Source organism: Kitasatospora sp. NPDC056181 (assembly GCF_042266225.1).
Classification (GTDB): Bacteria; Actinomycetota; Actinomycetes; order Streptomycetales; family Streptomycetaceae; genus Kitasatospora.
Map to the genome: position 1 here is coordinate 1 of NZ_JBHJUK010000235.1, position 9,725 is coordinate 9,725.

General features: G+C 74.9%; 9 protein-coding genes and 1 pseudogene. 5 read left to right on the forward strand and 5 right to left on the reverse strand.

Translation table 11 applies throughout. The features are described 5' to 3' along the window. Positions 1-268 precede the first annotated feature (268 nt). On the forward strand, positions 269-1,438 hold the full coding sequence (locus tag ACFC1F_RS41285) for an N-acetylmuramoyl-L-alanine amidase (protein ID WP_376166705.1): 1,170 nt from the start codon (positions 269-271) through the stop codon (positions 1,436-1,438). An 86-nt stretch (positions 1,439-1,524) separates the two neighbouring features. Beyond that, a complete protein-coding gene (locus ACFC1F_RS41290) occupies positions 1,525-2,418 on the forward strand; it encodes an NAD-dependent protein deacetylase (RefSeq protein ID WP_376166707.1) in 894 nt (297 codons plus the stop codon). A gap of 84 nt (positions 2,419-2,502) precedes the next feature. Here ACFC1F_RS41290 and ACFC1F_RS41295 read toward each other — a convergent pair whose 3' ends face one another. Continuing rightward, positions 2,503-3,996, reverse strand: a complete 1,494-nt coding sequence (locus tag ACFC1F_RS41295; protein WP_376166709.1) for a hypothetical protein — start codon at positions 3,994-3,996, stop codon at positions 2,503-2,505. A gap of 213 nt (positions 3,997-4,209) precedes the next feature. On the opposite strand from ACFC1F_RS41295, the gene ACFC1F_RS41300 reads away from it, so the two are divergent. Together ACFC1F_RS41300 and ACFC1F_RS41305 are read left to right on the forward strand one after the other, a co-directional pair. Next, positions 4,210-5,019 carry a DeoR/GlpR family DNA-binding transcription regulator gene (locus ACFC1F_RS41300; RefSeq protein WP_209410754.1) on the forward strand — a complete coding sequence of 270 codons (810 nt, stop codon included), beginning with the start codon at positions 4,210-4,212 and terminating at the stop codon, positions 5,017-5,019. Between the two features lie 319 nt (positions 5,020-5,338). After that, positions 5,339-5,857 (forward strand): histidine phosphatase family protein, encoded by a 519-nt coding sequence (locus ACFC1F_RS41305; RefSeq protein ID WP_376166711.1) that lies wholly within the window; start codon positions 5,339-5,341, stop codon positions 5,855-5,857. 10 nt (positions 5,858-5,867) lie between these two features. Here the strand turns inward: ACFC1F_RS41305 and ACFC1F_RS41310 are convergent, their stop codons facing one another. Further along, entirely contained in the window at positions 5,868-6,467 is a 600-nt protein-coding gene (locus tag ACFC1F_RS41310) for a maleylpyruvate isomerase N-terminal domain-containing protein (RefSeq protein WP_376166713.1), read from the reverse strand. Then, entirely contained in the window at positions 6,464-6,598 is a 135-nt protein-coding gene (locus ACFC1F_RS41315) for a hypothetical protein (protein WP_376166714.1), read from the reverse strand. The genes ACFC1F_RS41310 and ACFC1F_RS41315 overlap by 4 nt, the downstream gene beginning before the upstream one ends. Here ACFC1F_RS41315 and ACFC1F_RS41320 point away from each other — a divergent pair. Further along, positions 6,594-6,782, forward strand: a pseudogene (locus ACFC1F_RS41320) (helix-turn-helix domain-containing protein); the annotation flags it as partial. The gene ACFC1F_RS41315 and the pseudogene ACFC1F_RS41320 overlap by 5 nt on opposite strands. Before the next feature lie 135 nt (positions 6,783-6,917). Here the strand turns inward: ACFC1F_RS41320 and ACFC1F_RS41325 are convergent. Together ACFC1F_RS41325 and ACFC1F_RS41330 are read right to left on the reverse strand one after the other, a co-directional pair. Beyond that, positions 6,918-7,949, reverse strand: a complete 1,032-nt coding sequence (locus ACFC1F_RS41325; protein WP_376166716.1) for an ABC transporter permease — start codon at positions 7,947-7,949, stop codon at positions 6,918-6,920. Further along, positions 7,949-9,529 carry a sugar ABC transporter ATP-binding protein gene (locus tag ACFC1F_RS41330; protein WP_376166719.1) on the reverse strand — a complete coding sequence of 527 codons (1,581 nt, stop codon included), beginning with the start codon at positions 9,527-9,529 and terminating at the stop codon, positions 7,949-7,951. Before ACFC1F_RS41330 ends, ACFC1F_RS41325 begins: the two co-directional genes overlap by 1 nt. Positions 9,530-9,725 lie beyond the last annotated feature (196 nt).

Genomic DNA, 9,725 nt, shown 5'->3' on the forward strand with positions numbered 1-9,725 from the left:
GGTGGCCTCGTTGTTTTTTATTCTCCCCGGCGGCCGCCGGGGGCGGCGGGGGCGGGCCCCCGGGCGGCGGGCCCGCCCGGGGCCGCCGTTCCGGTGAGGGCCGGGTGCCTCTTCGGGCAGGGATGTGCGGAGATCGTCCACCGCCTGACCAGCCGAAACGATCAGTCGGGTACATTCGCGCCTGACTGATGATCAGTCAACGGGGGCGTGGGATCGGAGCAGGTCATCGCCCCCTCCCGGCCTTTCACGCACCCTGGACAGGACCTCCATGCCGAACCCGCAGCCCGCCGTGACCCGGCGCACCGTCGTCGGGGCGCTGGGCGCCACCGCCGCCGCGCTCGCCGTCGCCCCGGCCGCCGCATCCGCCGCGACCGCCGCCCCCGTCTCGCCCGCCACCGCCCCCTCGCCCGCCTCCGGGCGGGCCGCGCGGACGGTCAGCGCCCCCGCCACCCGGGCACAGTCGGCGACGGGACCGGAGGCCGCGACCGTCCGGGCCGGGTTCCCGATCCGGTACGTCGGCGTCAGCTGGGACGGCCCCCGGCGCGGCGCGGCCATCCGGCTCCACCGGGACGGCGCGGGCCCCGGCGCGTGGCAGCCCCTGCCCGCCGGCTGCGCGGGCGGGCCGGACGGCCCCGAGCGCCCGGCCGGTGCGGGCGCCGTCGGCACCGCCACCGCGCTGGTCGCCGCCGGCGGCGCGCCCGGCTACGACCTGCGCCTGCCCGACGGCGCCGGCAACGTCCGCACCGCCGCGATCGACACCGTGCACGGGCCGGTCCGCACGCGGGCCGTCGCCGCGTCCGCCCCGGCCTCCTTCGCCGGCGTCGAGTACCTCTCGCGGGCCGCGTGGGGCGCCGACGAGTCCAAGCGCTTCAAGAACGGCGTGGAGAACTCCCCCGCGAAGTACTACCCGCTCCAGACCCTGACGGTCCACCACACCGACACGCCGAACGCCGACCCCGACCCGGCGGCGACCGTCCGCGCGATCTACGAGTACCACGCGATCACCAACGACTGGGGCGACATCGGCTACCACTTCCTGATCGACGAGGCCGGCCGGATCTACGAGGGCCGCTGGTCCGGCGACGACGGCGTCCCGGCGCACGACGCCGCCGGCAACGTGGTCACCGCCTTCCACACCGCGGGCTTCAACTCCGGCAACCTCGGCATCGCCCTGCTCGGCACCCTCAGCAGCCAGGACCCCACCCCGCAGGCCCGCCGCTCGCTGACCTGCCTGCTCGCCCTGCTCACCCGCACGCACCACCTCGACCCGCAGGCCCACGTCACCTTCGTCAACCCGGTCAACGGCGTGACGAAGCCGGTCGACATGATCAGCGGCCATCGCGACTGGCTCGCGACCGACTGCCCCGGCGGCACGATGTACGCGGGCCTGCCCGCGCTGCGCGCCGACGTCGCCGCCCTGGGCACCACCGCGGGCTGACCCCGCCCGTACCGCCCGCCCCTCTCCGGACGGGGCGGGCGGCGGGCGGCCGGTCGTTCGGACGGCGGCTGTCCTACGCTGGCTGCATGCCCCCAGAGCGAGTCCCCGCAGAGCCGGCCGACCACGGGAGCGCGTCGCCGGCCCGCGGGCTGGACGCCGTCCGCCGGCTGCTGGCCGCGCGGGGCGTCGCCGTCCTGAGCGGCGCGGGGCTGTCCACGGAGTCGGGCATCCCCGACTACCGCGGCGCCAACGGCCTGCTGCGCCGCCACACGCCGATGACCTACCAGGAGTTCACCGGCAGCGAGGCGGGCCGGCGCCGGTACTGGGCCCGCAGTCACGCCGGGTGGCGCTCGATCGCCGAGGCGCGGCCCAACGCCGGGCACCGGGCCGTCGAACGGCTGCGCCGGGCCGGCCGGGTGTCGGCGGTGATCACCCAGAACGTCGACGGCCTGCACCGCGCGGCCGGCACCGTCGACGCCGTCGAGCTGCACGGCGGGCTCGACCGGGTCGTCTGCCTCGGCTGCGGGCGCACCAGCACCCGCGAGGAGCTCGACCGCCGCCTGCACGACCTCAACGGCCCGGCGGCGGCCGCCGGCGCCCGGGTCAACCCGGACGGGGACGTGGAGCTGCCCGACGCGCTGGCCGGCTCCTTCCGCGTCGCGCCCTGCACGGCCTGCGGCGGCATCCTCAAGCCCGATGTCGTCTTCTTCGGCGAGAACGTGCCCCGGCCCCGTGTCCAGCACTGCTACGACCTGATCGACGACGCCCGCGCACTGCTCGTCCTCGGGTCTTCCCTCAGCGTCATGTCGGGCCTGCGCTTCGTGCGCCACGCCGCACGCACCGGCAAGCCCGTCGCGATCGTCAACCAGGGCGCGACGCGGGGCGACGCGTACGCGGAGGTCACCCTCCCCCTCCCGCTCGGCGCCACCCTGACCGCCCTCGCCGAGCAGCTCGACACCGCACCGGACCCCCAGGCGTGAACGGCGCCGGGGCACCCCGAGCCGTTCCGGGCCCGGAACGGCTCGCCCCGGGCCCGGAACGGCTCGGGCCCGGAACGGCGGTGGTCAGTGCAGTCCCTGCACCTGGGGATCGGTGAAGCCGACCGCGTACACCGTGCGCAGCGAGGCCGTCGTGGTGCCGGTGTAGTCGGCGCAGACGCCGGTGTCGTCCGCCCCCGGGGTGAAGTGCGGGTCGCCCTTGGCCCGGCAGATGCCCTCGGTGAGGCCCCAGAGTTCGTCGACCTGGGTGGTGCCCAGTTTGGGCCAGTAGCTGAGGGCCTGGGGCGAGCCGGCGCCCCAGTTGCCGCCCGAGGCGGTGCCGCTGCCGCACCCGGTGACGGGGCGGGTGTCGCCGCTCCAGGTGTGGGAGAAGACGGCGGGCTTGGTGCCGCAGCCCTTGGAGAACGCGAAGTTCACCAGCCCCTGGCCGTCGGTCCAGGTCATGCCGCCCTGGAGGCCCCGGTAGCCATCGGTGCTGTAGGCGTCCTGGACGAGGGAGCGTCCGCCGGAGGTGGCGAGCAGTCCGGGATCGGTGGCCGCGCTCGCGGGGTTGAGCTGGTAGCGGACGACCCGGCTGCCGTAGGTGTCGCCGTACCACTCGCCGGTGACCAGCTTGAAGGTGGAGCCGCCGCCGGTCTTGTCCAGGGAGAGCCAGGAGAAGCAGAGCGAGGCCGGGTCGAGCGGCGCGGAGGCGCTGCAGTCGGGTGCCTTCCTGGGCTGGAAGTAGCGGTGGACCTCGGGCAGCACGTACGGGTAGCCGCAGGCGCTCGACCTGCCGTTGTCGATGCCCACCGTGGAGACGCCGGAGCCGTAGGTGTCGACCTTCGCCAGTTTGTCGAGGTCGAAGACGCGGATGCCGTTGGCGGTGTCGGTCACGTAGAGGTAGTTGGCGTACCAAACGATGCCGCCGCCGTGGCCGGTGACGAAGGTGAAGTTGGCGGCGCCGGAGGAGGTGCTGGTCGGCTCGGCCAGCAGGACGTGGCGGTACTTCCGGGTCGTCCGGTCGATGAGGGTGAGCTTGAGCAGGTTGTCGCTCTTGCAGCCACCGGCCGGCTCGCCGTCGTAGGCCTTGTAGTGCCAGCTGACAGCGGTGACGCTCCGGCCCTGGATCTCCCCGTCGCCGCCGTCGGCGGTACCGGTGGTGCTGAGGCCCTGCGGGTACCAGTGCTGCGTGGTGTCGTCGGCGTGGGCGCTCGACCAGCACCAGGCGGTCTTCTTCTCGACGGTGGGCGGCAGGCCGGCGGTCGCGGTGCCCGAACAGGCCTGCATCTGCCGGAGGTTCATCCAACTGTCCGGTTGTCCGGCGGAGTTGGTGGTGTAGTCGGTCGTGACGACGTCGGTCAGGCTCGCGTGGTTCCTGAGGTACCGGGTGTACAGGTTGTCGGTCGCGGCCTCGTAACTGGTGTCGGTCAGCCGGAACTGGCCCGGGGCCGGGGTGAGCGGCTTCACCACCGGGGTGCCGGCGGCCGAGGCCGGTGCCGGGCCGGCGAGCACCGCCGTGCAGACCGCGGCCAGAGCGGCGAGTACCGCCTTCCACCGTAAGCTGCGCTTGCGTCCCATCCGTCTCTCCGTTCGCTGGTGCGCCAGGACTGGAAGGATGATCGCACCGGGCCGCGGTTCCGGGTACCGTCCGCAGGTACGGAGGGACGATGCCGGTGGGTACGGAGGGGAACGGTACCGGTGGGTGCGGGGGGACGGCGCCTTCGGGTTGAGTATCCTCGGTAGTTGTTCGGTTCTGGTGTTTTCGGTTTGCTTGGTGAGGGGAGCGGGGCTGTGGCGGATACGGGACTTCTGGCCCATCAGCGGCAGGCGCTGATCGCCGAGATCGTGCGCCGCAGCGGTGCCGTGCGGGTCGCGGACCTGGTCGAACAGCTGGGGGTCTCCGACATGACCGTCCGCCGGGACCTGGACGCGCTGGAGCGTTCGGGCACGGTGAAGAAGGTGCACGGGGGTGCCGTGCTCGGTTCGGAGACGGCGGTGGCCGAGCCGGGGTTCGAGGTGAAGTCCGGCCTGGAGTCGGCGGCCAAGGCCGCGGTGGCGGACGCCGCGGCGGCGCTGGTCGAACCGGGCAGCGTCATCGCGATCTCGGCGGGGACGACGGCCTTCGCGGTCGCGGCCAGGCTGCTGCGGGTGCCGCGGCTGACCGTCGTCACCAACTCGCTGCCAGTCGCCGACCTGATCCGCTCGGCCGGGGAGCAGCACGATCCGGACGCGCCGTCGCTGCTGCTGACCGGCGGCTCCCCCACGCCGTCCGCGGCGCTGGTGGGGCCGCTGGCGGACCAGTCGATCCGGGCGCTCCACGTCGACCTGCTGATCCTGGGGGCGCACGGGGTGTCCGAGAAGGCCGGCCTGACGACGCCGAACCTGGCCGAGTCCCAGACCAACCGGGCACTGATCGCCTCCGCCCGGCGCGTCGCGGTGGTCGCGGACCACAGCAAGTGGGGCGTCGTCGGCCTCAGCGGGTTCGCGGCGCTGGAGGACGTCGACGTGTTCGTCACGGACTCCGGGCTGGGCGAGCACGCCCGGGGCGTCCTGGCGGAGGCGGTCGGCGAGCTGGTGGTCGCCGAGGTGCCCGCAGCCTGAGCGCGCCCACCCGCGCGGGCGCAACGCCAACGCCCGGCACCTTGGCGCCCCGGCACCCCCCGGCACCCGGCACCCGGCACCCGGCACCCGGCACCCGGCACCCCGACGTTCCGGCCTCCGGGCCTCCGGGCCTCGCGGCCTCCCGACCGCCCGACCGCCCGACGCCGCGAACGCACCCGGATCCGCAGCAGGAAGGGTCCGCGCCGGGGTGGCGGACCCGTCCTCGCCTCACGATCGGGCAACCTGGTGGTCCTTCCCGGTCGCAGCACCAGCCTCGGCCGGGGAGCGAGTTGTCGGCCGCGTGGAGGAGGAGACCCTCGTGAGCACCGTGCGAACCCGCAGGATCGTCCTGGTCCGGCATGCCAAGTCCGAGCGGAGCGACGTCATCGACGACCACGAGCGCCCGCTGGCCGAACGGGGCCGCCGGGACGCGCCGGCCGCGGGCCGCTGGCTGGCCGGTGCGGGCATCACCCCGGACCTCGCCCTCGTCTCCACCGCGACGCGTACCCGGGAGACCTGGGACCTGCTCGCCCCCGAGCTCTCCGAGCGCCCCGGGACCGTCTACGAGGAGCGGATCTACGCGGCGAGCCCCGGCGAACTCCTCGTCCTGTTCACCGAGCTGTCCGAGGAGGTGGACGACGTGGTGATGGTGGGCCACAATCCCGGCATCCACGCCCTGGCGGAGATCCTCGTCGGCGCGTCCGAGGGCGACCTGACGGCCCGGATGAGCGCCGCCTTCCCCACCTCGGCCATCGCGGTGCTCACCTACGAGGGCTCCTGGAAGGCGGTCGAGCCCGGCGCCGCCCGGCTGGTCGCCTTCTGGACTCCGCGCTCCTGACCGCCGTCGTTCAGCGCACCCGGCCGTCCCAGCTCCACGCACCGGCGGGCACCTCGGGCAGGCCGATGCGGCCGGTACACCACAGCAGGGCGTCCCCGGGGGCGTGGCCGGTCGGGGCGGCCGGGAACAACCGGGCCAACGCCGGGCCGGCGAGCTCGTCCGGAACCGACCGGTCAAGGCCGAGGCCGCCCGCCAGGTCCCCGCCGTGGACGAGGAGTTCGACCGTCCCCATGGCCGCGAATCCCGATCCGTCCGAGTGCCCCCACGGGTGCCAGGCCCGGGCGTCCGCCGGCGCGTCCCGGACCGCTCCGGCCAGCAGGGCCGCGGCGCTGCGCAGGCCCTCCAGGCAGTGCGGGATCGGCGCGGCCGGGTCGAGCGAGCCGAACAGCGTGATGTAGCGGTCGGTCGGACGGGCCGTCAGCAGGCCCGCGTAGCCGAGCAGGCCGAGCGCGAGGTGGTCGAGGGTCGCGCGGCAGGTCCAGTCGCTGCCCTCCGGGCGGCGCGACCAGTCGGCGTCGGCGGCCCGGTCGAGCAGCCCGGTGGTCCGGGCTGCGGCCTCCGTCACCAGCGCGGGCCAGTCCGTGATGGCGGCCGGGGTGGCGGCCGTCACTTCCGGATCCCCTCGATCAGGCGGGCGTAGCTGTCGGCGCCGTGGCCGGCCTCGATGGCCTGTTCGGTCTGGCGGGCGAGGAGTTCGGGCAGGGCGGTGTCGACGCCTCGGGCCCGGGCGGCGTGGCTCAACCAGCGACTCGCCCGCGCCCAGTCGCTGCTGGAGGCGACCGACCTGCCCGTCGAGCAGATCGGCGAGCGCAGCGGCCTCGGCAGCGCGACCAACCTGCGCCGCCACTTCACCGCCCGGGTCGGCGTGACCCCGACCGACTACCGGCGGGCCTTCACGGCCCGGGCGGCCGTGGGCGGACGCTGAGGCGGGCCCCCGGCCGGGCGGCAGGGCCGGCGGCGGGAGGACCGTCCCCGCCGCCGGCCGCCATCCGCCCCGCCCCTGCCCCGCCGGCGGCGGCCACCGTCCCCCCGGCGGTGGCGCACCGGGTCCGTCCGCCGGTTAGCCGGGCAGGCCGACCGCGCGTTCGCCGCTGCGGCGCTGCTGGACGACCACGGCGACGACCAGCAGCGCGCCCTGGGCGACGTTCTGCCAGAACGAGTTGATGCCCTGCACGGTGAGGCCGTTGTCCAGCGCACCCAGCAGGGCGACGGCCAGCAGCGTGCCGCCGACGCCGCCCCGGCCGCCCTTGAGCGCGCTGCCGCCCAGTGCGGCGGCCGTGATCGCCTTCAGCTCCAGCCCCTCGCTGCCGGAGACCGGCTGCCCGGAGCCGGTGCGGGCGGTGAGCAGGATGCCGGCGACCGCCGCCACCACGCCGATCAGGGCGTAGACGGCGACCAGGTACTTGTTGATCGCGATGCCGGCCAGCCGGGCCGCGATGTCGTTGCCGCCGATCGCGTAGAGGTTGCGGCCGATGTCGGTGTACTTCAGCAGCACGTGCACCGCCAGGGCGGTGAGGATCAGGATCCAGACCATCACCGGCAGCCCGGCGATCTTGCCGCGTCCGAGGAAGACGAACACCGCGTCGTTGAGGACGTAGCCCTGTGCCCGGCCGTCCGAGACCAGCTGGGCGAGCCCCTTGTAGGCGGCGAGGCCCGCGAGGGTCGCGATGGTGGGGTTCACCCGGCCGTACACGATCACGGCACCGTTCAGCACGCCGACGAGCGCCCCGACACCGACGGCGGCGGCCATGCCGGCGAAGGCGCCGGAGCCCGCGGAGGTGAACGCCATCGCGCTGACCACCGAGGCGAGGCCGGCCTGCGAGCCCACCGAGATGTCCAGGCCGCCGCAGATGATCACCACGGTCTGCACCACGGCGAGCAGGCCGGTGATGGTGGCGGCCTCGGCGATGACCTGGATGTTGGTCCAGCTGAGGTAGTTGTCGTTCAGGGTCCCGAAGACGGCCAGCACGGCGCCGAGCGCGCAGACGAGGCTGAGGTTCTGGCCGCCGATGCCGGCGAGCAGGGCCGTCGGGCGGGCGGGGCGGCCGTCGGGCGTGTCCTTGAGGGCCGGCGGGGTGGTGGCGGTGGTCATCAGGATGCTCCGGAAGAGGTGGTGCCGGTGATGTCGTCGGCCATGGCGAGTTGGAGGACGGCTTCCTCGGTCGCGTCGTCGCGCCCCAGTTCGCCGGTGATCCGCCCGCCCTGCATGACCACGATCCGGTCGGCCAGGCCCAGGATCTCGGGCAGTTCGGAGGAGATGACCAGCAGGGCGACCCCGTCCTCGGCGAGGCCGGCGATGATCCGGTAGATCTCGGCCTTCGCGCCGACGTCGATGCCGCGGGTCGGTTCGTCGAGGATCAGCAGTTTCGGGCGGCGGGCCAGCCAGCGGGAGAGGACGACCTTCTGCTGGTTGCCGCCGGAGAGCTTGCCGACCTCGTGCTCGACGGACGGGGTCCGCACCCGCAGGCGCTCCGCGTACTGCTGCGCGAGGTCGCGTTCGGCCGTGCGCCTCACGAAGCGCAGGCGGCGCAGCCGTTCCAGGACGGCGATCGAGGTGTTGTCGCGGACGGAGCGGTGCAGGAACAGCGCCTGGGCCTTGCGTTCCTCGGGGGCGAGGGCGAGGCCGGCCCGGATCGCCCGCCGGGGGCTGCCGGCGGGCAGGGGCCGGCCGTCCAGGGTGACGGTGCCGCCGTGCACGGGCAGGTCGCCGGCAAGGGCGAGGGCCAGCTCGGAGCGTCCGGCGCCGATCAGGCCGGCCAGGCCGACGACCTCGCCGGCGCGGACGGTCAGGTCGATGTCGCGCACGTGGTCGGTGGTGACGCCACGGGCCTCCAGGACGACCCGGTCGGTGGCGACGGTGCGGCGCACGAACAGGGCCGACAGGTCACGGCCGACCATCTGGCGGACGAGCTCGCCCTCGCTCGTGCGGTGCGCGTCCTGCACGCCCACCAGGGCGCCGTCGCGCAGGACCGCGATCCGGTCGGCCAGTCGGAAGATCTCCTGCATCCGGTGCGAGACGTAGACGACCGCGATGCCCTGGTCGCGCAGCCGGCCGATGAGGGCGAACAGGGCCTCGACCTCGTGCTCCGAGAGCGAGGAGGTCGGCTCGTCGAACGCGATCAGCTTGGCCTCGCCGGTCAGGGCGCGCAGGATCTCAACCAGTTGGCGCTGGGCCGAGGTCAGCCGGGAGCCGGGCAGGTCGGGGTCGAGGACTCCGGCGAAGCCCAGCCGGTCGAGGTCGGCGGTGATCCGGCGGCGCAGTTCGGCGCGGTCCAGGCGGCGGCCGGCGGCCCTGGGCAGGGAGCCGGCGTAGACGTTCTCGGCGACCGAGACGTGCGGGATGATCTCGGGCTCCTGCGGGATGATCCGGATGCCGAGGGCCCGCGCCCGGGCCGGGGACCGCAGGTCGACACGCCGGCCGTCGAGGACGACGTGGCCCGCGGTGGGCTGGTGGTCCCCGGTCAGGATCTTCAGCAGCGTGGACTTGCCGGCGCCGTTCTCGCCCATCAGCGCGGTCACCTTGCCGGCGGGGAAGTCGAGGGTGACGCCGGCCAGGGCCTGGACGGTCCCGAAGCGCTTGACGAGGCCCTCGACGCCCGCGGTGCGGGCCGGCGACAGGGCGGCGAACGGGTCCGCGGACGGGCCGGCGGCCACGCCTGGGCCGGCTGCCACGCCGGGGTCGCCGGACGGGGCCGGGTCCGCGGACGGGCCGGAGCCCCCGGACGAACGGCCGGCGTGCCGTGCGCCCGCGGGTGCGGGTGGCCGGGGCCCGGCGTTCGGGCGGCGCGCTCTGCTCATGGCTGGGTCACCTCGGGGGCTGTCGGACGGGCGTGCGGCGGGGCGGGCGCGGCCGGCGTACGGGCGCGGC